At 47.3% G+C, this 25,088-nt stretch carries 14 protein-coding genes; 6 read left to right on the plus strand and 8 right to left on the minus strand.

The window, feature by feature from the left end; genetic code table 11:
* Nucleotides 1–36: 36 nt before the first annotated feature.
* Nucleotides 37–789 carry a hypothetical protein gene (locus ACLHR0_RS17515; RefSeq protein ID WP_436488273.1) on the plus strand — a complete coding sequence of 251 codons (753 nt, stop codon included), beginning with the start codon at nucleotides 37–39 and terminating at the stop codon, nucleotides 787–789.
* 41 nt (nucleotides 790–830) lie between these two features.
* Here ACLHR0_RS17515 and ACLHR0_RS17520 read toward each other — a convergent pair whose 3' ends face one another.
* From ACLHR0_RS17520 to ACLHR0_RS17540, 5 genes are all read right to left on the minus strand, one after another.
* Entirely contained in the window at nucleotides 831–2,036 is a 1,206-nt protein-coding gene (locus ACLHR0_RS17520) for a hypothetical protein (RefSeq protein WP_436488275.1), read from the minus strand.
* A gap of 10 nt (nucleotides 2,037–2,046) precedes the next feature.
* A complete protein-coding gene (locus tag ACLHR0_RS17525; protein WP_436488277.1) occupies nucleotides 2,047–2,943 on the minus strand; it encodes a type 1 glutamine amidotransferase in 897 nt (298 codons plus the stop codon).
* A 38-nt stretch (nucleotides 2,944–2,981) separates the two neighbouring features.
* Complete coding sequence (locus tag ACLHR0_RS17530; RefSeq protein ID WP_370912696.1) at nucleotides 2,982–4,082, minus strand: carboxylate-amine ligase; 1,101 nt, start codon at nucleotides 4,080–4,082, stop codon at nucleotides 2,982–2,984.
* 140 nt (nucleotides 4,083–4,222) lie between these two features.
* On the minus strand, nucleotides 4,223–5,290 hold the full coding sequence (locus ACLHR0_RS17535) for an ATP-grasp domain-containing protein (RefSeq protein ID WP_436488279.1): 1,068 nt from the start codon (nucleotides 5,288–5,290) through the stop codon (nucleotides 4,223–4,225).
* Nucleotides 5,291–5,295: 5 nt separating this feature from the next.
* A complete protein-coding gene (locus ACLHR0_RS17540) occupies nucleotides 5,296–6,003 on the minus strand; it encodes an esterase family protein (protein WP_370912694.1) in 708 nt (235 codons plus the stop codon).
* A 57-nt stretch (nucleotides 6,004–6,060) separates the two neighbouring features.
* On the opposite strand from ACLHR0_RS17540, the gene ACLHR0_RS17545 reads away from it, so the two are divergent.
* The gene (locus ACLHR0_RS17545) at nucleotides 6,061–6,804 is read left to right on the plus strand and encodes an alpha/beta hydrolase (RefSeq protein WP_436488281.1); all 744 of its coding nucleotides are present in this window, start codon (nucleotides 6,061–6,063) and stop codon (nucleotides 6,802–6,804) included.
* On the opposite strand, the gene ACLHR0_RS17550 is transcribed toward ACLHR0_RS17545, so the two are convergent.
* Nucleotides 6,801–8,903: a TonB-dependent receptor gene (locus ACLHR0_RS17550; RefSeq protein WP_436488283.1), complete on the minus strand. Its 2,103-nt coding sequence runs from the start codon at nucleotides 8,901–8,903 to the stop codon at nucleotides 6,801–6,803. The genes ACLHR0_RS17545 and ACLHR0_RS17550 overlap by 4 nt on opposite strands.
* A 295-nt stretch (nucleotides 8,904–9,198) precedes the next feature.
* Complete coding sequence (locus ACLHR0_RS17555) at nucleotides 9,199–12,441, minus strand: TonB-dependent receptor (protein WP_436488285.1); 3,243 nt, start codon at nucleotides 12,439–12,441, stop codon at nucleotides 9,199–9,201.
* A 428-nt stretch (nucleotides 12,442–12,869) separates the two neighbouring features.
* On the opposite strand from ACLHR0_RS17555, the gene ACLHR0_RS17560 reads away from it, so the two are divergent.
* Nucleotides 12,870–14,072, plus strand: a complete 1,203-nt coding sequence (locus ACLHR0_RS17560) for a bifunctional 3,4-dihydroxy-2-butanone-4-phosphate synthase/GTP cyclohydrolase II (protein ID WP_370912690.1) — start codon at nucleotides 12,870–12,872, stop codon at nucleotides 14,070–14,072.
* Between the two features lie 109 nt (nucleotides 14,073–14,181).
* Here the strand turns inward: ACLHR0_RS17560 and ACLHR0_RS17565 are convergent, their stop codons facing one another.
* Entirely contained in the window at nucleotides 14,182–18,972 is a 4,791-nt protein-coding gene (locus ACLHR0_RS17565; RefSeq protein ID WP_429046078.1) for a translocation/assembly module TamB domain-containing protein, read from the minus strand.
* Nucleotides 18,973–19,632: 660 nt separating this feature from the next.
* Between ACLHR0_RS17565 and ACLHR0_RS17570 the strand changes: the two genes are divergently transcribed.
* From ACLHR0_RS17570 to ACLHR0_RS17580, 3 genes are read left to right on the plus strand one after another with little or no spacing between them, the layout of a single operon-like run.
* Entirely contained in the window at nucleotides 19,633–22,788 is a 3,156-nt protein-coding gene (locus tag ACLHR0_RS17570; protein WP_436488288.1) for a SusC/RagA family TonB-linked outer membrane protein, read from the plus strand.
* A gap of 19 nt (nucleotides 22,789–22,807) precedes the next feature.
* On the plus strand, nucleotides 22,808–24,367 hold the full coding sequence (locus ACLHR0_RS17575; protein ID WP_429046081.1) for a RagB/SusD family nutrient uptake outer membrane protein: 1,560 nt from the start codon (nucleotides 22,808–22,810) through the stop codon (nucleotides 24,365–24,367).
* A 26-nt stretch (nucleotides 24,368–24,393) separates the two neighbouring features.
* Nucleotides 24,394–25,068 (plus strand): hypothetical protein, encoded by a 675-nt coding sequence (locus ACLHR0_RS17580; protein ID WP_429046083.1) that lies wholly within the window; start codon nucleotides 24,394–24,396, stop codon nucleotides 25,066–25,068.
* Nucleotides 25,069–25,088 lie beyond the last annotated feature (20 nt).

Raw genomic sequence — 25,088 nt, forward strand, 5'->3', positions numbered from 1 at the left:
TGGAAACAATATATCTTTGCCAATATTTTAGTGTATATGAAATTGAAACATTTAGCCTTGTGTTTGGGAATGGCCGCTACCGTCAGCGCTTCCGCCCAAATTAAATACAGGGATACCGAGAAGAAGCCGACTTTAATTCCTTACGACAGCAGCATTGCCTTTCAGCATCTTACACCGGATATTGCCCAGCTGACGCTGGTAGGACAGGAGATCACTTTCCTGAAACTGAATCCCAGGCGTTCGGTGAGAAATAAGGAAGATACCCTGCTGGACAATCTTAAAATGAAAGCCGTAGTGGAAGTGCCTTATAAAAGTGTACTCAAAGGCGGACATTTTTATACGCCCTATAAGGCGATAGAAAATAAGACATTCCGGATCGTTGACTACGACCGGAGAAACCTGGAAGGTACTTCCACACTTATTTTCACGCTGCGTGATGAGGAGCGGAAACTATTGCTTTTCCAGGTGCCGGAAGACAACCTTTCTAACACACCGGTTATTATTAACGGCAACTACGAATGGTTGAAGCGGCAGTATGTAGGAAGAAAATTACATCTCCGGAAAGAAAATAAAAAGACGGAAAATGTTCTGGACGATAACAAGGAAATTACGCTCACCAACGAGGACATTTATTCCTGCACAGACATTGCCGTTATTTTTGCCGGTAAACAGAAATATGGTCAGCCCTTCCTGATCGTTAAAAACAGCGAGAACCAGGAATTGGCTATCGGGGTGGGAAAAAGAAGTGAATACACCACCGGACCGCTGATTGAAGAATTTGCATTTTAGTCTTAACGGGAAAGCAGCTATACCAAATGCTTTCCCGTTATTTATTTTGTATCGCCGGATTCAAAAAAGCAACAGCTGCCACCAACCCAGGTATCTTTGCTGTTGAATCCTACGCCTATCATTTTACCCTTGCTGATCCGGGCCAGGTTATGCACCAGCATCGGCCGCGCAGCGCCATCCTGCCAGATATAGATCATGCGTATTTCGCAGATAGCCGGACCCGTAGGCGTTTCTATGGCAGGTGCATATTTCACCTTATGTTGTAATATCCAGTTCTCAGGATCTTTGATCCGGTCAATATCTTCCGCAGTCACATCTATCAATACTCCCTGCCCTGCAAAAGAAAAAAGCGGCTTTAGTACATAATTTTCCAGGTCGGCAGGCACCACCGGTAATTCATGCAGGAACCAGCTTTTGGGAACATACTCGCTGTGAATAAAAGGCATGATATACTTACTGATGCGGTAAAACCAGTTGGGGTGCGTGATCCACTCCACATCCAATTCCTGGAAAAGATTGACATGAGCGCCAATACTGTCGGCCTGGCGTTGCAGGTCGTCGAAAATAATCCGGTTATAAATACGGCGTACACGGGTTTTTATACCATCTTTCAGGTAAAATAATTGCTTGCCTTCCTGTATGAGGGCCGTTAAGCAAATGGTGGGGATATCCAGGTTTTTCCCGGTGCTGTAAAAATCAATGCGGGTTTTCTGTTCTTCCGGCTTCACTTCCAGCAGTATCACTTCTTCCGGCGCATAAGGCCCGATGATCATTTCACGCAACAGCTGGTAATAGGCTGCTTCATCCAGTCCGTTGAAAAAATTACTGAAGGTATCCGGTATGTTGAAATGCGTTTTAAAACGGCGGGCCATCACTTCCTGGAAAGCCATCATGGTGGGGAATCCCTGCAATTCAATGAGCTGTGGCGCCAATGAACCATCTGCAGCTTTGCAAACGGCAAAATCAATGACAATAAAATGCGGATGCTCATTTTCATTGGGCACCTTCAGTGAAGGTGGAATAGCGTCGCGGGTAATGGTTTTAAAATCGGGGCGCAGCAGCACATCCACTATTTCTTCGCAGGCCTGAACCAGTTTATTACGAAGGGCTGCCGGCACAAATACAGGAGTTTCAGCCACCCGGAAAGCAGGCGCTACACCGGTATCTGCCGCAATACCTGCTAAAAAAGCCTGGTATTGCGCTGGTGTGAATTGTTGATTATATGCCTTTCTTACTGCAGGGATCATAAGTTTTTAATTAGAAGAACGAGTGCTCGTTATCATTATGCGCCGCTACCTGCACCAGCCGTTCAATGGCCGCCAGCCTGTCGGACAGCCGGCCATAAATAGCGTAGTCGAGGAACGCGGTAATAAAGCGATCGTGCGTAAGCATAATCCTGTTGGGATCAGTGAGCTGACGGATCATGCTGTTGTATTTTTCCAGGCCGTGATGCTTCACTACCTGTTTTTTCTTTTCTTCCTGGAGGAGGTACATGTGCATACCGGCAGCATCGGCTTCCGGATGGAACTGGGTACCAATGAAGTGTTCATTGAACCGAATGGCCATGGTAGCACGTTCCAGCGGAACATGCGGCCGTTCTTTTTCCAGTGCAATCACATATCCGCCCATTGCCTGGAGATTTTCATAATCCAGTTCAATCACCTGCCAGTCGCGGCTATCCACAATGTAAAAAGGATCGGGGAGTGCGCTGAATACTTTTTCCTGCATGCCTGCAGCGGTTTTATGCACGGGGAATACGCCGAATGCAGACGATTTGCGTTTGCATACATTTCCCAGTTTATAATAGCGGCACATGAGCTGGTAAGAGTGGCAGATAAAAAAGACGGGCTTTTTTTCTTCGTGGGTACGGTTCCATTCCAGGAGGCTTTCTACCAGGGAGAAGTAAGCGGTTTCCCAGTCGCTGCCTTCACTGGCCACGGGGCTGCCGGGGCCGCCCGTGGAAATATATATATCATAGGAAGTATCAGGAACCTGTATTTGCTGCCTTACTTCAAACTCATCAAATTGCAGGTCCAGTGCATGCATGCTGGCGTATTTCACCAATATTTCACGGATACAGCGCATCCCTTCGTTGGGAACACCCTCATACATGTCCAGCACAGCCACCTTCCAGCTATTTTTAATTGGATGCATGCCACAAAATTACGCGAAATTTATTTTATGGGAATGTACTAACAGCCCTGGAGGAATTGACCCTGGATAAAATCCGTTACTGCCACAAGGTCATTGGTATCCGCATATACCTGCAATTGCTTATCTGCACCGGTGCCGGTTTCCAGTAACCGGGTAGTAGCGCTGATAATATCGCGGCTGCCGAGTTCATCTACTACGTCGTCAATAAAGTCGAGCAGTTCCGAGATAAGCGCGCGGGTATTTATTTCCATCTCTTTACCAAAATCAATCAGGTAGCCATCGATCCCATAGCGGGAAGCTCTCCATTTATTTTCATTGATCAGGGAGCGGTTATAGATAATGAAATTGAGATTCTGCATCCGCAGCTTATAGATCTTTGCACATACCGCCTGGAAAAGCCCGGCTATCATGATGGTATCATCGAGGGTGAGCGGCACATCACAAACGCGGAATTCCACGGTGTTAAAGAAGGGATGTACCCTTAAATCCCACCATACCTTTTTGGCGTTATCAATACAATTGGTTTTCACCAGCAGCTTGATATAATTATCATATTCTTCTATGCTGGCGAAATAATCGGGAATACCGGTGCGGGGAAATTTATCAAAAACCTTTGTGCGGAATGATTTGAAGCCGGTGTTACGTCCTTCCCAGAAAGGGGAGTTGGTGCTCAATGCAAAAATATGCGGGAGGAAATACCGGACAGAGTTAGCGATATGAAGGGCCATCTCCCTGTTTTCCATTCCTACGTGCACATGCAAACCAAAGATGAGGTTGGAGCGGGCGGCGTCCTGCATTTCATTCACTATTTCAAAATAGCGGGGATGATCAGTGATGAGTTGTTTTTCCCATTTGCTGAAAGGGTGGGTACCGGAAGCGCCTATGCTGAATCCCAGGTCGCCGGCTATTTGTGCAATGGTGCGGCGCAGGTAAGCTACATCTTTCCGCGCTTCATGTATGTCCGCACAAATCTGTGTGCCCACTTCCACTACGGCCTGGTGAAATTCTGCTTTTACCTGGTCGTTGATCACTTTATGCGCCTGTTCTACTATTTTTTGTTCATGTGATCTCAGTTCCCGGGTAACGGGGTCCATTACCATATACTCTTCCTCGATCCCCAGCGTGAACGCCTTAAACATGTTGTTAGCTTTTAGCTTTTAGCTGCGGCGTATAGCCAGCAGCGGTAATTAAAGCGATTCATTTCAGTGTAGTGCTTTCCGCAAATCGAAAGACTAAAAAGCATGAACGCTGTCTGCAAATGTAGGGCAGTAAAACGGTTTCACTTTTCTTTTTGTTGTTTTTTAGCAGGGCTTTTTTTAGCGGCCACCTTTTTCTCCTTTTCGGGTGCGCTTTTCTTTGCTTTGGGAGCTGTTGGTTTCTTTTTCTCAACCGTCGTTGCTGCCTTTGCTTTTGCCCGGCCAGGTTGCACAAATTTGCCCCAGGTAAGATTGTCTTTTCCTGGTTTCTGTGCAATGGCCCTTTCAATGGCATACCTGGCGCTGGTTTCCACTACCCATTCAAAATGTTCGGCGCCAATGGAGTGAATATCGGCGTCCGGTGCCGGGTTGCAGAAATCAATGGCATAAGGGACATCACTGCGCACCGCTATTTCCACGGTATTGAAATCGTATCCCAGGTGCTGGTGCAGGGTAAGCACCTGCTCCGTGATCCGGGCCGCGAGTTCCGGGCCGGGTTCATAATCTGCCTGGTAACGCAGGTGCGGTGCATGTTTTGGATTGTATGGCATAATCCGTACTTCTTTACCGCCTATACAAAAGCAGCGGTAATACTGGCTGAAGTCGATCTCTTCCTGCAGCATCATCACCAGCTGTCCGGTTTCGCTGTGTTTATGGAAGAAATCGTCCTTATCCTCTACGCGGTATACGTTTTTCCACCCGCCACCGGCATAGGGTTTCATGTACGCAGGGAAACTGACGTATTCAAAAATACTGTTCCAGTCGAACGGGTAGATCAGGTTACGGAACGACTTATCGGTAGTATCATCCGGCAGTTTATTAGAAGGCAGTAACACGGTGCGTGGCACATTTACGCCGATCTTTTCTGCCAGGGCGTTATTGAAAAACTTATCGTCGGCACTCCACCAGAAAGGGTTATTGATCACCGCAGTGCCGGCAGCAGCGGCATTTTTCAGGAACGACCGGTAAAAGGGCACATCCTGCGAAATACGGTCCAAGATAACTGCATAGCCCGGATCAGCGCCCTGCATCACTTTGTCGATGGTCACAAATTCGGCAAAGATGCCGGGAGGGTTAATACGGTTTACACGGTCTACAAATGCCTGGGGAAAAGTGTTTTCCTGCCCGAATAGAATCCCGATTTTTTTCATGGTACTTACTTGATAAGTGAAACATAATGCGGCAGCATTTCCCGCCATACCGGCCAGTCGTGGGTGGTTTGCGGGCGGATATCCAGCCAGTGGGCTATTTTTTTGCCGGCTAATATGCCGGACAACAATTCGTTTTGCGGCCGGGTTACATCCCTGTCGGCCACGCCCAATACAATACCCATGCGCCAGAGGTCTTCATGCTGGTTTTCCGGCACATAATCGGCCGGATTATTATAGTATACGTTGTCGTCGTAATGTCCGTCCATGCGGAATTTAATATCAAAGATCCCGCTGAGGCTGAATAAATAAGAAACCCGGTCCGGATGCCGGAAGGCAAAGTTGGCAGCGTGATAACCGCCGAAGCTGCAGCCGGCAACCACTATCCGCTGATGTCCTGTTTCCGTAACAATGCGGGGTAATATTTCTTCCATGAGTAGCTTGTCGTAACAGGTATGATTATACGCTCTTTGTTCCGGGGAAATATTTTTATTATACCAGCTGAGTGCATCAATACTATCGGGGCAATACACTTTAATTCTTCCTTCTTCAATAAACCAGCGGAGGGCTTCAATCAGGCCAAAGTCCTTGCTTTCATAATAACGTCCCATAGAGGTAGGAAACAGGAGCAAAGGGTAGCCGCTGTCGCCATATACCAACATCTCAAATTCCTTTCCCAGGTTGGGAGAATGCCATTTTAAATAGTTTTCGGTCACGGGAAAGTGTTTAGATAAATTTAAAGAAGATTATTGGTTTATTGGTAAATTGTTCCGGTGCAAATACGTCAACATTATATCGATTCTGTGTACCTGGCGCGCAGTGTGCAGCTGGATACCTGCTTCACCGGTACATCTCCCCATATACTTTTACTGGTAAATGATGGCCAGGAACTTTCCCGGTTATTACCGGAGCTGCCAGCCACTGTGCTGGTGGCAGGCATTTATGCGGACGCCGACCGGAAAGCGGTTTACGGCACCGCCGGTGTGCCGGATTACCTGGGGCAGGGCCAGCTGGCCGGAAGCTATACCCGCTTTATCATAGAAGAATTGCTGCCATTCCTGCAACAGCAGTATCCGGATATGCGGATTGTAAAACGCGCCTTTGCAGGCTTCTCCCTGGGAGGCTTATCTGCATTGGATATTGTATGGCGCCACCCGGACATCTTCCAGCTGGCCGGCGTTTTTTCGGGTTCATTATGGTGGCGTAGTAAAGCGCTGGGACCTGACTACCAGGATGATACCGATCGAATTATGCACCAACTGATCCGTGCTGGTAGCTATCATCCGGGGCAACAGTTTTTCTTTGAGTGTGGTACTGCCGATGAAACGGCCGACAGGAATAACAACGGGGTGATTGATAGTATGGATGATACCCGGGACCTGATAAAGGAGTTATTACAGAAGGGCTACAAACCGGACAAGGATATTTTTTACCTGGAGATTCCAGGTGGCCGGCATGATATGGCCACCTGGAAAACTGCTATGGATCTCTTCTTACAATTACCTTTCTTTTATTAATAATTAACGGCAATGCCTACATTAAAAGAGGCGCCTTTCCCTTTGGAATAAAACCCGGGCTGCATAAACCACTGAGCGCGTGCGGGGAAATAGTCTTCGTTGAAAAGATTATCAATACCCAGCGTAAGCAGGGTACGGGGAGCTACTTTATAGCTGGCATTGAAATTTACCAGGTTGTAGGCAGACACCTTTCCTTCGTTGCCATTGTAAACACCTTTGGCATTTTTCTCAAAGCGGTTGCGGCCATTTACGCCCATGTACTGCAGTCTTACTTCCAGGGTTGGCAGGGGGCGATAGGCGATGCTGCCGGTTACTTTTGGAGGAGCAATTCTTCGGCCGTTCAGGTATACATTATAGCTGCCGCCTGTTTTAGCGGTATCGGCTTTCCCTTCCAGGTAGCTGTAGCTGGCGCTGATATCGAGGTTATGCAGTACCTGGTACTGAAGCGATGCTTCAAAACCGTATATGCGTTCGGGTGTTCTGCTTACATTGAACAGGTCGGTGTTGGGATCAAAGATCATATCTGCACCCAGCTTGGAAGTGCTGATGAACCCGCTCAGTTCAAAGCGGAGCTTTTTATATTCACTTACAAAGCCCAGTTCATAGTTATTCACCAATACTGCTTCTGTATTGATCTTTTTAATATCGTTTACTTTAGCATCGCGCAGCGCCAAACCTATGTCAGATACGGAGAACCCCTGTGAGAAACTAAAGTAGGGCATGAATGCCGGCAGCCTGTTGTAACGGATGCCTGCGTTAAATAAAGTAGCTGTATAATCCAGGTCGCCGCCTTTTACCGCAATGCTCGGCGCACTCGTGGTGCCGTTGGCGTTAGTAAGCTGAAGGGTGGTATAATCATCCACACTTACCCGGACCCTTTCCACGCGCACACCCGCTTTCAGGATCAGATTCTGCCAGAGCGACCATTGTGTTTCCGCAAAGGGGGCATAGTTCAGCATGTTCATCTCCGGAACCCATACCCTGCCATCTACCAGCGGCTGCGAGGTCACATTGTTCAACAGGTCAGCGCCATAGGAAAGCGTACCGTTAAAGGCGGATTTGTTCGACAACGGGGAGTTAAACATCAACCGCAATCCTTTTTTCTTGTCGATGGTATGCGATTGTCCGTCGCCGCCTTCAAAGCGGCCAAACGATACATAAAAGATATCATCCCTTGATTCATAATAGGCATCTGCCGTGAGGGAAGTCCCGCCAATCAGGCTGTCGGCCTGGTACAGGAGGTGGAGGGTTTGATTTCCTCTCGGCCCGGTGGCTACGCCGGTGGGCGTACCCAATACACCGGAGGCAGGGATGCCTTTGGCGATGTCGCCGTTCACGAGGTTATAGTGGGAGTTCTGCTGGCTGCGGTAGTAGTTGTACATCAGCTGTATACGCTGACGGCTGTTTACCTGGTAGCCAACTTTCGCAAAGGCGTTGTAGCTGTCTGTTTCGCCCAGGCTGTAGTTGGGGCCTACCAGCTTGCCTTTGGCGTCTTTGAATTCGCCGGTTTGCTCTGCCACACCGCTCACGATGTAGTCGAACTTTTTATATTTCCCTTGCAATACCTGGTTTAAACGGCCACCCACACTATTTTTGATGCTGGTGAGCGAACCGGTGGCATTGATCATTGTTTTACCGGACAGAATTTTATCTTCTTTAGGCGTAACAGTGATATAGTTGATCAGCCCGCCGGTAGCACCATTGCCGTAAATGGCGGTGGCGCCTTTCAGTACATCCACCCTTTCCAGGACGGATGGGTCAATAGAGCGCATATCTACTTCCCCGTTACGGAGCGGGGTGGATTGCGGAACGCCGTCGATCATAATGAGTACGGAGCGGCCGCGGAGGGATTGACCAACGTTGCTGTTGGTTTGTGTGCCGGGCGCCAGGCCGGGTACTTCCCGGGCGAGGATATCCGTTACATCTGTATTAACAGTCATGTCGTTTTCCAGTGTTTTCCGGGTGATCACCGTCACCGAGGAAGGAACATTATCCAGTGTTACCGGCTTGCGGCTGGCAGAAACTACAATTTCGCCCAGTGCTCTCGGTTCGCCGAGGGTATCTTTTTTATGGTTGGTGGTATTTTGCTGTTGTGCCATCAAAGGTGCGGTAAATCCGCAGCCGGAGAGTAACAGGAGGCATAATTTTTTGTGTAGCATGTGGTGTATGGCAGTAGTGTTGCCGTTTAAAATGTACAGATTTGCGTATTGGCCGAATTTATTACGGGGGCGAAATTAGGTAAAAGGCGGGCGATTGATTTACGCAATCGGGAAAATTTTGGGGATGGTTTTAAGCTTCCTGGAGAAAGAATAATCATCTGGAAAGACAAAAGGCTAAATAAGAGAGGGCTGACCATCCGGCCAGCCCTCTCTTTATAAATTAATCATTGCTTTCTTAGAAGCTGTAACGAAGACCAAGTTGTCCTCTCCAGCGTGCAGTGAAGTTGTTGATATAGTATGGTTTTTCATCGCCAAAACCATTGATTTCTCTTCTTCTGTCATACTGGAAAACTGCTGCACCTGAGGTAGCATCATATTTTCTGAAGGTGAGTGGAGTAGAAGCGTTGTTGGCGATAAAGTAAGTTCTGCCCCAATCCTGGTTCAGCAGGTTGCCTACGTTCAGGATGTCGAAAGTGATTTCCACTTTATGACCTTTGTAAATGGGCAGTACCTGTGCCACTTTAAAGTCGAAGATATTTTCGAACGGCGTGCGGCTTGCATTTTTCTTTGCATTTTCACCACGGTGTTTGCTCAGGTAGCTGTCGTTGCTGATCAGGCGTTCCAGGTCGGCTCTTTGTTCATCGGGTGTGCGGGTATAGGTCACATTACCTTTAGAATCTTTCTGAGAGATCAGGTCGAAGCTCATTGTAGCAACTTCTGTAGCCTTTGGAATGTAGATCAGGTCGTTGTTACCGCTGGAGTTCAGGTCATCACCGGTAGGATCAACCGTGTTGAAATAAACCCATGAGTAAGGAATACCGGATTGACCGTTATAGAACAGGGTTACGGTAGTACGGAACTTATCTTCTTTACCATATTTAAAGGTTTTGGAAGCTACTGCCAGTACGCGGCTGCCCATGCTGTAGTTAGAGCGGGCCATTTCCAGGTTATTCAAACCGTTGATGTTTGGTCCGAAACGCCAGTTGGAGCCGGCAGTAGAAGAGGTACCATCATTTACTGAGTAGGAGTCTCCGTAAGAATAACCCACTTTCAGGAACAGACCATTGCTTGTTTGTTTGGTCAGTTCACCGGAGATGTTATAGGTATAACCTTCGCTGGTATTTTTCAGCAGGAGGATCTGGTTACCCCAGTTAGTGGTTTTCTTTTTCCAGGTAGGTCTTTTAACACCACCACCTAAAGAAACGCTGTCGCCGGTAGGAACAACGTTCAGGTTTTCCCAGATGGCATTGTTAAGCGTTTTGGTAAAGTTACCTTCTATAGTAGCACTCATTCCCCATGGCAGTCTTCTTTCTACAGCCAGGTTGGTTTTAAACATCTGTGGGAATTTGAAATCCTTGTCTGACAGGTTAATGTTGGAAGGGCTGCTTCCTACGTTAGCACCCATCGCCGACAGGTTGGCGGCAGAATACTGTCCGTAAAAAGGACTGTTACCGTCGTAGTTGAAACGGAAACTATTTGGTAAACCGGAACCGCTCAAACTTACGTTGGTATATACGTTACCGGTATTGCCGTACTGGTTGGAAATCCATACAAACGGTACACGTCCTGTAAAAATACCCACACCACCACGGATGGTAGTCAGTCCATCGTTAGTTACATCCCAGTTAAAACCAATACGCGGAGCAATCAATGGTCTTGATTTTGGAATGGTGGTAGTGGAATAGCCTGCAAAGTTCGGGTCTTTAGAAAATGCTACGTTATCCGGAGGGGTGGTTGGGAAGATAGGAATGTCTATTCTTACGCCATAAGTCAGGGTGAAGTTTTTCCTGATGTTCCACTCATCCTGTGCATAAATACCGATCTGTGCTGCTTTAAAGCCAATACCATCCCGGAGGGTAGAATCAGCGGTGTTGTAGTTGATCTGGTATTGTCTTGGTTTCAGGTTATTGATAAATCCGCTGATGGAATCATAAGTGTAAGAACCGAAAGCACCCTGGATAAAGGTATTTTTGATCTTATAGATTTCAGCATTGGCGCCTATTGTAATGGTATGTTTACCTTTATACATGGTCAGGTTGTCTGTGATAGTCCAGATACTCTGATCCAATGCATTGGCAGTAGAAGAAAACTCACTGCCCAGGTTGATAGTACGCCCGTTATCATTAATGGTAACAGTTGGGAAAGGTTGACCGAGAGAAGTTCTTCTGTCTTTTACATTATTATAACCGACCCTCAGTTCATTACTCAGCCTGTTAGAGAAGTTGGAGTTCAACTCAATCACACTGGAATTACTTTTAGAAGGGAATTTATAATAGTTATTTGCAAAAGCAGCAGAGCTATTGGTCCGGCTGTAGATCAAATCACTTGCATTCAGGTAATTATGACGTACAGTCAGTTTATGAACGGAGTTGATGTTCCAGTCGATACGTCCAAAGAGGGTGGTAGCTGGTTTATCACGTTCCTGGTCTGTATAGCTTCCCAGGTCTACTTTATATTTATTGGAAACAAAGTCGTAGATGCTTTTCAGTTCATCGGTGGTTACGTTGGAAGCTCCGGTGGCAGGGTTATAATCTATCGGGTTATTCCTGACAGATCTCTCCGCGTTTACAAAGAAGAACAATTTGTTTTTGATAATCGGTCCGCCGAGTGATGCGCCGAATATTTTATTGGTGAAACTGCCGTAGTCTGCACGGGTAGAATCCGGGGCTTTACCTACGAGGGATTGACCCTGGTAGAAGAAGTAAGCGGCACCATGAAAATCGTTTGTTCCGCTTTTGGTAATAGCATTGATACCACCACCTGTGAAACCGCTTTGTTTAACGTCGTAAGGATTCAGTACAATTTGTAGCTGATCAATAGTTTCTATGGAGATAGGGTTGGCTCCTGCCTGGCCACCATTGGTACCGGAAGCAGATAAGCCGAATACGTCGTTGGTTACAGCGCCGTCAACCGCGAATTGGTTGTACTTGTTGCTCTGCCCGCCAAAAGAGATACCCATAGGTGACCCATCTTTACCATTGGTAGATACAGATGCCTGTGGGCTCAGTCTTACGAAATCCTGTACGCTTCTGTTAACCGTAGGCAGGTTATCGAGTTGGGTACGGGAAACGTTCAGTGCGGTACCGCCATTACCTTTAGCAATCGCCCTGCTGGCTGTAATGCTTACTTCTTTCAGGCTGGTAGAGCCTTCAGAAAGCGTAACATTTAACTTCAGCGGTTCTCCGAGTTTAAGGAAAATGTCGTTGTAAGTTTCAGTGCCATAGCTGATAAATGAAACTTCCACCTTGTAAGGTCCGCCAACACGAACGTTAGGGATGGTAAATTCACCACTGCCGCGGGTAGTGGTGCCATAAATTGTTCCAGTAGGTGTGTGGGTGGCTTTTACAGTGGCCCCAATCAGGCCCTGGCCTTTTGAATCGGTTACAACACCGGTGATGCTGCTGGTAGTTACCTGCGCATAGGTTACAAACACGGTGAGCAACAATGAAAATGTAAAGAGTAGTTTTTTAAACCCCATAAAGCAAAGAAGTTGTTGTTTCAGACGCAAAGTTGAACAATTTTCCCGTGAAAATTTTAACGCGGAATTAACAAATTGTTAAGTACACTGTGGATATCTCAAGCGGCACAATAAAATTTGAATGACATCTAGCTATAACCGGCTTAATAAATAGTTTTTCCAAGAATTTCCCTGAAAATTACGATTTCTCAAATATGAGATAATAATAATGAGAGAAATCTGCCACCACAGTGAACCTTATAAGGTTTCAGGTGTATAATTCCGTTATCAAATTGACAATCATTATTATATGTTAAAATTCAGCTGTATAATTAACATCTTCCCAATACTTTTCGGGTAGAATCACACTTACTTCCCCCGGCAACTTTTCATAAGTATATGTCGTAACTTTGCGCAATTCAACATTACTGACCCGGAGGGAATAATATATGTTAGATACAATAGAAGCAGCAATAGAAGATATAAAAAACGGTAAGCTGGTGATCGTGGTAGATGACGAGGACCGTGAAAATGAAGGTGATTTTATCACGGCAGCACGCAATGTAACTCCTGAAATCATCAACTTTATGAGCACCCACGGCCGTGGGCTCATCTGCGCACCGCTGGTGGAAGAGCGTTGCGAGGAACTGGGACTGGACCTCATGGTCCGCGATAATACCGCCCTGCACCAAACCCCTTTCACCGTTTCGGTAGACTTGCTCGGGCACGGTTGCACTACCGGCATCTCCGCACACGACAGGGCCAAAACAGTGCAGGCGCTGATTGACCCCACTACCAAACCCGAACATTTGGGTAAACCTGGCCATATATTTCCACTAAAAGCCAAAAGCGGCGGCGTTTTACGCCGTTCCGGCCACACGGAAGCCACCATCGACCTGGCCCGACTCGCAGGATTTGAGCCTGCCGGCGTACTGGTGGAAATTATGAATGAAGACGGCTCCATGGCCCGCCTGCCGGAACTCCGCGAAATAGCCACCAAATTCAACCTTAAACTCATTTCCATAAAAGACCTGATCGCCTACCTCCTCAGCACAGAAACGCTGATCGAAGAAGGCGTGAAAGTACAAATGCCCACCAAATACGGCAACTTTGAACTCATCGCCTTTAAACAAATTAACTCCGGTGAAATTCACATGGCACTGAAAAAAGGCGACTGGAAAAAAGATGAACCGGTACTGGTAAGGGTCCACTCGTCCTGCGTGACAGGGGATATCCTCCATTCACTGCGTTGCGACTGTGGCGAACAACTGCACGCCGCTATGCAAATGGTGGAAAAAGAAGGGAAAGGCCTTATATTATATATGAACCAGGAAGGAAGAGGTATCGGGCTCATGAACAAACTGAAAGCCTATAAGCTGCAGGAAGAAGGCATGGACACCGTAGAAGCTAACCTGGAACTGGGCTTTAAAATGGATGAACGCGACTATGGCGTAGGCGCACAGATCCTCCGCCATCTCGGTATCTGCAAACTCCGTCTTATTACCAACAACCCGCGTAAACGCGCCGGTTTAAGTGGTTATGGCCTGGAAGTTGTTGAAAATGTACCCATAGAAATTCATCCAAACCCACACAACGAGAATTATCTTAAAACCAAACGCGATAAATTAGGGCATGATATCCTCAGGGGATAAGTGACGGTCACCATTGAGAACGCGTATAGTAAGGAATGAATCCATTCCTGCAAAGTAAACCACACAGGGGAGTAATACTGTTTAACAGCAGGTTGCTCCCTTTGTTGTTTTATTCAATGTTGGTAGTATCTGCTTTAACCCGGGAAGAATCTTCCTGTTCCTGTTTCAGCATCGCCGCGCGGCGGAGGGAATCCAGCAACGGCGTGCGCCTGCGCCGCCTGTCGTTAAACAACTCGCTGAAGCGGTTGTATTCCCTGATATAGGAAATACCCACCCCGGATTTCGTACGGTTGTTGAGGTTATATACATCATAATCCGTTTTACTGAAGGCGTTGATACGGAAACGGCCATCCGGCGTAAGGAGGTACTCAATGCGGAAGTCGCCGGCAAAACGGTTGGTATTGGCGGAAGTAGCCGTTTTACCCCAATCGTAATCCCCACCGGCATATAAACGGAAACGGTTATTAAACAAATTGCTCGTAATACCTGCGCTCACCTGGTTACGGTCTACGGACGAGTTGTCCTGTGGCCCGCCCACATTGTACGCGCGGTAATTCACATTCACCCCGATGCCACTTCCTTTCAGCAGCACACCCGTAATATTGTTGAGAATGGCCTGCGCCTGGGCCGATAACGCCTGTCCCACGCTGTTTTTCCCGGTAATGCCCACGTTGGCAGCGGCGGTAGTAGTAGCGTCATCCGGCAGGAACTGGTTGGAAAACAGCAACCCCCACACCTGGAACAATGCCTTGTTCTGGTCATTGTTAATCTCTTTCAGGTGCGCGGCTACACCACTTTCATAAGCCAGGCTGCCGACTTCCGGCAATTCAATGGAGTACGTAATATCCGGCTTCAGCAGGGCGCCACGCAGATTGATCCGCACATCCACTTTTTCGGTGCGCGTGGCCAGCTTATCTGTGCTCACATTGGTACCCTGACCTACCAGGTTATACAAGCTTACCTTTGGCAGGGAATATTTCGCCATAATGTTTACCCTGGCTTCCGACGGATCGCCGTTCCAGGTAATGGTACTGTTCTTTTCTATGTCGAACTTCCAGCTGGTGAGCCGCTGGAAATTGAAGTTGTAGGAACCGTTATTGATTTCGTAGTTGCCAAACATGGTGAAGTCGCCTTCTGTATTCACCGTGATCTGCAGGTTACCGGTACCGTTGGCGGAAATAATATCGCCGGTGGTGGCGTCCAGGATAACATCGATCTGCGCATCAGGGTTGGCGGCAATGTCCAGCTTGACGGTCAGTTTGGTATTGTCTTTTTTCTTCTTCTTTTCAACAATCTCGGTGCCATAGCTTTTGAACGTGATGTAGTCGTATTTCCCGATATCCTTGCTGTCGGACATAGGGAGATAGAAGTGGGTGCCTTTAATCGGGCGGGCCAGGATGTGCATCTGCATATCATTCAGCGGCCCTGAGAAATATACCTTTCCGTCGGCCAGCACATCTCCGTAAAACAGGTCGTTATCGGAAGCGCTGGTATTCAGGAACAGGAATCCGCGGCCGGTGACATCAAAGTCGAAATTGAGCTTGTCGAAATGGTCATGACTGATATACCCGCTGGCAGTGCCTTTGGTATTGTATTTATCTACCAGCGTAAAGTTGCCGAATTCAATCAGGTTGTCATCTATGTTCACATTCAGCTTCGGAATGCGGTAGTGAGTGCCCAGGTAATCTACGGTAACACCCACGGTATCGAGGGTGAGCGCGCCTTTTACAGATGGCACGCGCGTGGTGCCGCTTACATTTAAAGTACCGGTTACCGCACCGGTGAGATTGGATACATAGCCCGCGAGGTATTTATTCAACAGGCTGATAGACGTGCCGTTGAGCTTCACGCTGGCATCAATCCCATTGTTGGACGCCGTTAATCCTACTTTACCACGGGCCAGGAAAGCTTTTCCTTCGTTATCCGATTGTATGTTAAAGGTGGCGTCACCGGTAAGGTGATGATAGGTGCCATCTATGTTTAAAATACCGATGGAATCATTGTCGATGCGCAGTTCCCTTGTTCTCAGCGCTGTATTGATATCCAGGTTCTGCGTGGGATCTGCAATATTAATAGTGCCGTCCGTAATTCCCTCCACCCTGGTGGAAATCAGCTGGGCAGGAATTACATCAGCCAGGTTCAGATTTTTGAGGGTAACGATGAATTTGGATTCATCAGGATTAAACTCATTGGTTTCTACGGTAATGCTTTGGTCGTTGCGGGTTACCCGCAGGTTTTTTACCGTCAGGAAATGTTTGCTCCAGTATATTTCATTGCCGGGGGTAACATTCCATTGCCGTTCATTTACGGTGAAGGCGCTGTTGAGGAAATTGATCTTCAACCCGTCCGATACGGTAATGATCCGGGCGTAGAAGCCATCCAGGGAGGAAGTGTCTTCCGCAGCCAGGTCCACTTTTACAAAAGAGGTGTCATGCCCTGAACTGGCCAGTATCACCGGGTTTTCGAGGATCACATTTTTACCGGATAATACTTTGCCGATGCTCGCACTGATGTTAACCTTATTAAAGTTACCATCTCCCTTAATCTGTAATTCCTGTACATGATATCCCAGGTAGCCGGCTTCGGGTACCTGGATGTTCAACGCCAGGTTGCCGCCATTCATGGTATTGAGGGCGCCGGTTACGGTCGCATGGTCAAACCCCGAAAACTGGTTGGTAAAGCCACTCAGCAGTTTATCCACTTCACCGAGATTAATGGCGTAGGTGAAGTTCTGATTGATGACCGCATTTTGCGGCGCGCTGAAATAGCTGGGATAATATTTATACAGCAGCAGGTGAAAAGCATCCGGCAGCTGGAGGAAACTGTACTGTCCTTTTACAAAGCCGTCGATTTCACTGCCGGTAAATTCAAGCAGCTTTTGGTTATCCACCATATGCGACGATACATACAGGGAATCAAATTCGAGGCGGCGGTTGTCCTTAAACGCAGATACATCGTACATCCGCGCGGTACCATCGAAGTTATCGATGTTGCTGCCCACAAAGTTCAGCTCCAGTTTGGCCTGCAGGGTAACGGAATCTTCTGTGATATGCAGCGCTTTCAGATCTGCTTTACGGATTTCTGAATTGAATTTGAATTCCGGCAGGGCGGCATTAAAATCAATGGTCCCGGCAAAGTCCATGTCCAGGTTAGGATCAGTGGCCGTGAGCGCACCATTAAAAAATTTGCGGCTCATTTCCCCCTTTGTTTTGATATTCCGGTAATTGTATCCCAGCAGGGATATTTCCTGGATATCTGCATCCACGGTAGCTTTCAGCGTTTTAAAATTGAAACCCGCGCCGTCTACTTTGGCATCGAGGGAGATGGTAGAAAGGTTAGCGTTATTAAAAAGGGTGCCGATATCAAAGTTGGTAGCTTTTAAACTCCCGGAGTAAACAGGGACATCGCGGCTGGTTTTAAAGTTCAGATCGGAGTTTACCTTACCAAGGTTGGTCTGGAACTGGCCATAGGCCACAAAGTCGTTGATGAACCCGGTATAGCTTCCCTGGAAGCGGATGGAAGACAGCTTGTCGATGCGCACGGTGCTCACAATGTCCTTTACAATGGGCATGATCTGCATCACGTCATTACCGGTGGTGATGAGTTCTTCTGTATGAAAATCAATAAATGTTTCAAAGATATCCGGCAGTCCGCGCATTTCCAGGCTCCCTTTAAGACGGGTGGTGCTACCTGCGGTCAGATCTATTTCAGATGCTTTCAGGTTGCTCACCGGGCCCCTGGCTTTGCCGCTCAGCGTAATTTCCTTTTTCCAGGAGGAAAGGGGCGGTGCAAAAAAGGCGATATCATCTGACGATAGTTTGCAATTTTTAAACCGGGCCTGCATAAACACATCATTGATATAATCACTCATATCACTGATGTCGCTGTATTGCATGGTGTAATAGTCGCCGATATGACTGCGGTTGGTTTCCAGGTCGAGCTGTGAAAATTCCATTTCCACGGGCGACATTTTAAACCGGCTGGTTAATTTTTTCACCTCAAAGCCGCTGCGTTCTTTGGTGCTCAGGGTAAGATCCCCGATCACACTGTCTTTTACCAGACTGGTATTGCTGAGGGAGAGATTGATGTCATTGAAGCGGATATGATTGGGTGCAAAATAGCCGGGTTCAATTTTCGTGCTGTCGTCGGGGTTATCCACCCCGAAGATGCCGTCTTTGATATTGAGTTCTTTCACCACCAGCTTCCAGTTGGCATTATTCCAGCGCAGCTGCTGCAGTTGCCCTGTATCTGGTACCGGGTGGTCCGGACTGGGTTTCCGCCGGCGCCGCAGGGGAGAGGCGGCATAACTGCTGATAATGAAGTCTGGATTGGTAAGCGTCAATTCCTGTATATCGATGTTATGTTTCTGGAGGTCCAGGTTCTTCGCATCGAGATAAATGCGTTTGGCAGATGCCCGCATATCTTCACCCACCCAGGCATCCACCTGGTTGAGCCGGATGTTTTTAAGATCAATTTTTTTCAGGTCAAGGGAGATGCCGCCGGAGGGTTGACTACTGGTATCGGTTTTGGATGAGCCAAATGCTTCTTCGAGGAAATGATAGTTCCAGACGGAATCTTTGCGGGTACGCAACAGGTTTACCTGGGCGTTTTCCAACCCGATGAATTTGATCACGGGCTTGTCCTGGAAAAAGAACCAGTCGGTAATGCGCACCTGCAGCTTGCCTGCATACAACAGCGTGTCTCTGTGCTGATCTTCAATGAGCGCACCTTCCAGCTGCATGCTGTTGAACAGCCGGAAAGTCACGTGGTCTATTTCCACGCGCGTTTTAAGCTGCTGCGACAAGCGGCTGGTCACTTCATGCACGAGGAAGTTCTGCACTACGGGGATGTTTACCAGTATTCCGATCAGAATGACAAGGCCTAACAAACACAGTAACACGACAGATAATATTTTCCGTACTTTTTTCAGGCGGCAAAGTTTATCCGGCAAAAATAATTAATAGTTGGCAGCCAATGCCATTTAGCAAATAAATAAGATGTATTTCCGGTTTAAGTATGCTGATGGACGATTTCGTATATAGGTGCCAGTGAGTATGTGCAGGTCCGTTATACGTCCGGAAAATCCTCTGGTGATAAGTTTATCACGAAATTGTCGGACCTGTCTTTTTATTGTGATGTTATATTCGTATTTAATAATAGTATTTTGTCTTTAAAAGACAGGTGCTTAAATGGGTCTCTCTTGTTTATATCTGATTGTCAATAATTTACAAGAAGATATAAGCGTTTTCTGTCGCGTGAAAATCTCCGTCACGGTAGTGTCACTAATTCTTTCCGGCCTATTAGGAAAACTTTAACATTTCTAAATTTCCTTCCAGAACAATGAAGTACAAGTGAGCAATCGATGAACAAAGTAGCATTTCAGTGAACAAAACATTTTAGCAACCGGAATTATTCAAGCCAAACTATAGCATACCAGCAACAGTTGTAATTCACCCGTTTCAATAACAGTAACAAGGATTAATTCACCAGTGAACAAATTTCAGTGAGCATTCAGTCAACCAGTCTGATAATTCCAGAATAATTCAATAAACCAGAATCTATGCACAAAAAGTTGCTACTACTAGCGCTAATGGGATTCCTATGCCTGCACGCATGGGCCCAGGAGCGAAAAATTTCAGGTACTGTTACAGATGATAAAGGAGCGGCATTGCCCGGCGTATCTGTAAAAGAAGTAGGTACCAATAATGGGGCAGCCACAAGCCCCGACGGCCAGTTTACGCTTACCCTGAAAGGCAATTCCAACAAACTTTCCATTTCATTTATAGGTTTTGAAACGCAAACAGTGGTGTTGTCGGGGAAAGCATCTATTACTGTTTCCCTGAAGCCGGATGCTAAAAGTCTGAAAGACGTGGTGGTTATCGGCTACCAGGAAGTACGGCGTAAAACCGTATCAGCGGCGGTTTCCAGCGTGAAAGGCAAGGATATCGAAAACCTGCCTTCTCCCAGCTTCGACCAGCTCCTGCAAGGCCGCGCGGCCGGGTTGAACGTACAAAACTTCACCGGTGAACCAGGTGTAAGAGGCTCTTTCGTGGTAAGGGGAAATACCTCCATCAGCCGCGATGCCAGCGCCGCCCGCACCCTCAGCTCCCCGCTGTTCGTGATCGACGACATCCCCGTTTCACTGGACGATGCCGCCGCATTTGACAACACCGGTACCAACTACATCGCCGGGCTGAATCCCAACGACATTGAATCGATAGATATCCTGAAAGACGCATCCGCTGCCGCCATTTATGGCTCCCGCGGCGCCAACGGCGTGGTGATTGTGAAAACCAAACGCGGTAAACAGGGCAAACCACAGGTGAACTTTTCCACCTACGCCGGTATGATCCAGAAACCAAAGTTTGAAACCGTATATGGCGGCGCAGAAGAAAGATGGTTCAAAATGGACTACCTGCAGAAGTATCTTACTGATCAGCAGAAAGTGAATGGTATTCCCATGATGCTGACAGATAGCCTGAACCCTGCCTTCAGCGGAGCGGTCGACTGGCAGGACCTCTTCTACCAGAATGGTATTATCCAGAACTACGACCTGTCTATCTCCGGCGCTTCAGAAAATACCAACTACCGCGTGAGTGGTAACTACTACGATGAAGATGGAACCATCCGTGGTACCGGCTTTAAACGGTACACTATTTCAGCCGCCATGGGCGTAAAAATGTCGTCCCGCCTGAATGTGGCCTCCCTGTTCCGTTTGAGCCGCGGCGACAGATCCCGCGGTCGCGGCGTGTTCCCCGGAGAAAATGTGATCCCGTTAATAGATGGCCAGTATCTTTCTTCCCTGTTCAATATCTCGGATATCGACCGTAAGAACTTTACCGGCGACCTGGAATCCGGTCGTGATAAAAATATCAATGATGATATCACCGCCAGTCTTACCGTGAACTACGATATCTCTAAAAAGCTGCGCTTTGCTTCCATCGGGTCTATCCAGTCCAGCATCAATACCCGCGATATTTTCCGTCCCGGAGAGTTGAACACCGCCGGTTTATCTTACGCACAAAGTGGTAAGTCGCGTTTTGAAAATGCCAACCTCGACAACACCCTGAGCTATACTTCTGATATCATCAATAAAGATCATCATCTGAACGTGCTGCTGGGTAACACTATCAACAATATCAGGAATGAATTTACCGGTATTGGCAGCGGCGCGCTGAGTAATGATAACGTGAAAGTGGTACAGGGCTACAACCTCAGCTACCTGATGTACAGGGATGCATATGGCAACCTCGTTTCAGGTTCCGATTACCAGTCTTCCGGTATGCTGTCCTTTTTCTCCCGTGTGAATTATAACTATAAAGAAAAATACCTGTTGTCATTTGCCTATCGTGCTGATGCTTCTTCCCGTTTTGGCCGTAACAGCAGATGGGGTTACTTCCCCTCTGTATCAGGTGGCTGGAATATTTCCGACGAACCATTTATGGCCCCGCTTAAAAAGTGGGTGGAATATTTCAAGATCCGCGGAAGCTATGGTGTAACCGGAAGTTTACCAAAACAATATTACCTCCAGTATAATAATTACAGCATCAACCAGGGTACCTACGGCGGATCTACCGGCGGCACCTACAACGGCGTGAATGCCGTAACGCCTAACTTCTCAGATGGTGTGGCACAGGACGGACTCACCTGGGAACAGGCCATCCAGTCCAACATTGGTGTGGATGCAAGCTTCTTTGCCGGCAGATTAAATGTAACTGCCGACGCATTTAACAGGGGTACTTCCAAGCTGCTGTTTAACCTGCTGCTGCCTTCCACTGCGGGGTATGATAAAGTAAATACCAACGCGGTAGATGTACGCAACACCGGCGTGGAATTCACGGTGCAGGGCCGTATCACACCGCCCACCAGCAAATTCCAGTGGAGTTCTACCCTGATATTATCTTTCATCAAAAACCAGATTGTTAAATTACCCAATGGTAACCGTGACCTGATGGTACCGGATAACAATACCGGTATGACGTATGTGCTCACTAAGGGCCGCGCTATCAACGAGTTTTACCTGATGAAGAGCAAAGGCGTATATGCCAGCGAAAAAGATATTCCGTTTAACCCTTACACCGGTGAAAAGCTCACCTACTGGAATGGCAACCATACCGTGCAGGCGGGCGACTTTATCTGGGAAGACCAGAACGGCGACTACGACGTGTGGGACTGGAATGACAAGGTGCGCAGCGGTAATCCCAACCCGGCATGTACCGGCGGTTTCACCAACGTATTTTCTTACGGCCCCTGGAGCATGCAGGTGTATATGACGTTTACCCTTAAACGTGATATCTACAATAAATACATGTCCGACAGGCTCACCGGCTTAACCAACAGCTATGCTACTATTGCGGGCATAGATCCTTCTTCGATCAACAGCTGGCATAAAGAAGGCGATAACACCCAATATTCAGAAGTAATTCCTTACAGCCAGCAGTATTACTACCAGTTCCTTCCATTTTCGTCAGCCTTTGTAGAAAATGGTTCTTACCTGCGTATCAAATACCTGAACCTGGCTTACCAGTTCAGTCCTAAGTTCCTGGAACGTGCAAAGCTGAGCAAACTCCAGATCTATGGTGTGGTAGACAATGTAAAGATGTTCCAGAAATCAAGCGTTCCGGATGCGGAAGCAGTGGATGAAAAAGGTACTTACACCGGTGGCGGCTACCCCATACCACGTAAGTTCACCCTCGGTGTAAATGTTGGTTTTTAATTTTAAAAAAGAAGAAGATATGAATTGTCTGAAAAATATATTCACGGTAATAGCTGCAGGACTGCTGTTGTCGCCTTTCGTGTCCTGTAAGAAGCTGCTGGATCAGGAGCCGATCAATTCTCCCTATAATTCCGTTTTCTGGAAAAACCAGCGGGATGCAGAACAGGGTGTGGCCGGCGGCTATGCGTTATTGCGCAGGGCATTAACTACCAATACGGACTGGGACCAGAACATGTCGCATTTTGCATATGGCTCCTTACCCGCGTATGAATTTAACGACTACGACGTGTATGATGTGAGGTTCCTGGTGAAAGGTGGAGATGGGATGAATACGGCCGATTTCCTGGGATCTTACCTGGATAAATATCACGACTGGTCTCCCTACTATAAAGTGATCACACAAGCGAATATTATGTTGCATAATATTCCCAATATCCCCGATGCACAGTTTACGGATCAGCCTACCCGTACCCGTAACCGTTTCGTCGGAGAAGCTTACTTCCTTCGCGCGTTCAGTTATTTCTATATGGTGCGCCTTTGGGGCGATGTGCCGCTGGTAACGAAGTATGATCCTAATCCTGTGGGAGCAGAAAATATTCCGAGAACCAATGAGAAGATCATCCTGGATACTTGTATAGCTGATCTGAAGAAAGCTATCAGCCTGTTGCCGTGGGAATACAAAAACGGCACTGAAAGAGCGGTAAGAGCTAACAGGGGCGCCGCATTTGGCTTACTGGCCCATGCATACATGTGGAGAAACTTCCTGAACAAAGGACAGGTAGTATCCGATGTAACCAATGCGATTGCCGCCATCGATTCGGTTGAGCAAAGCGGTCAATACCAGTTACTCGCCGCCGAAATGTATCCAAAGATCTTCCACGGAAAATCAATGGAAGGCATATTCGAAATCAATATGCAGGTAGCGGATGGAGAACAGCAGGTAGAAAAAGGATTTTATTATAGCATTCTGAAAACACCTTTTATCAGTAATAAAGATGGAAAGGTAGACGCGCCGAATATTGACCTGATCAATTTACTGTATGATGAAGCCGGTACCGATGTGCGCCGTCATTATTACTTCACCAACCTGGATGCGTTTGGGCAGTACGATGTGATGATCTGCAAGTTTGCAGGCCCTAACCGGGAAAACATTAACTACCGTAATCCGGGCAACTTTACAGATGGTGCTGTAGATGCCAACATCATCCTGATGCGGTATGCAGATCTGCTGTTGTTACGTGCAGAAGCCCGTGCCGACCAGGGCAATGTAGGCGCCGCCTTGCAGGATATCAACAGGGTAAGGGCACGCTCGCATGCGGAACCTATTTTAGCAGAAGATGTGGCCGACATTAAAGAAGAAGCATTCCTGGAACGCTCCCGTGAATTATATGCAGAAGGACAACGTTGGTACGACCTGGTTCGCACCGGCATGCTCATGAATGGTAATGTGAACGCTGCTCCAGGTTTCCCGCAGGACCGCTTTGATGCCGGTGGCTGGAAATGGCCGGTAGGACGCTCGCTGTTCCTCAATAACAGCGTGCTTATACAAAATACATACTGGCTGGGTAAAGTGAAATAGCATCTTGAAATTTTAAACGTACTGACATGAACAAACTAAAAATATTTACCACAAAAGCAGGATGGGGCATCTTAATGATCACCCTGTTGTTCGCTGCCTGTAAGAAAGATGATCATTTCCTGGGAGGCAGTCCTACCAACGATCACACCGATCTTACTACCTACGATTACCTGAAAGCAAATCCTAATTTCGATACGCTGATCCTGCTGATCGACAAGGCCGGTTTAAAAGAAACCATCAACAGCGATATTACTTTTGTTGCGCCTACAGATTATTCTATCAAACAATTCCTGGCGGTGAGGACCAAGCTGTTGCAGATTGAGCTGAACGATGAAAACGTTAAGTATACGATTGATAGCCTGAAAACGCCTGAACTGCGCGACTCCCTGCTGGCCTATGCTTTTGCAGGTAAAATTGTACGTGCAGATCTTTCACTGGAATCACAGGTATATAAAAATAAAGTGAACGAAGACTTCGCTTTCAAGCTTACTAAAACCGACGCATTTGGCAATATTTTTTCCGGGGGTGTGCGGTATATGGCGCTTACAAAAGTGATTAATGGTCTCGATCCGGATCCCCGTCCGGATGACTATCCGGAGGAAGACAGGGATATGCAGTATACCTTGCAAACAACCGGTATCATTACCAAAACAGGTGTATTGCATGTACTGCAAAACAACCACGTGTTTTATTGGAAATAGTCATCACCACTAAACTTAAA

This window comes from Chitinophaga sp. ARDCPP14, assembly GCF_051362515.1.
GTDB lineage: Bacteria > Bacteroidota > Bacteroidia > Chitinophagales > Chitinophagaceae > Chitinophaga.